General features: G+C 68.8%; 1 pseudogene. It reads left to right on the top strand.

From position 1 onward, the window contains the following. A pseudogene (locus tag DEO45_RS16300) lies at positions 1–404 on the top strand (glutamine--fructose-6-phosphate transaminase (isomerizing)); the annotation flags it as partial.

Below are 404 nucleotides of genomic sequence, written 5' to 3' on the forward strand. Positions count from 1 at the left end.
ATGTGTGGAATCGTTGCTGCCGTTGCCCAGCGGAATGTCGCGCCGCTGCTGATCGCCGGCCTGAAGGCGCTCGAATACCGCGGCTATGACTCCTCCGGCGTGGCCGTGCTCGACCACGGTGCGATCCGCCGCGTGCGCGCCAAGGGCAAGGTGCGCGAGATGGAGGCGATGTACCAGGCCGACCCGCTGCCCGGCAGCACTGGCATCGCCCATACCCGCTGGGCCACCCACGGCGTGCCGAACGAGGCGAACGCGCATCCGCACATCGCCGGCCGCGTGGCGATCGTGCACAACGGCATCATCGAGAACTACGTCAGCCTGCGCGCCGAGCTGCAGGCGCGCGGCCACGTCTTCACCTCCGAGACCGACACCGAGGTGATGGCGGCCCTGATCGATGAACGCCT

The sequence above is a fragment of the Rhodanobacter denitrificans genome, from assembly GCF_003335105.1.
Taxonomy (GTDB): Bacteria; Pseudomonadota; Gammaproteobacteria; order Xanthomonadales; family Rhodanobacteraceae; genus Rhodanobacter; species Rhodanobacter denitrificans_A.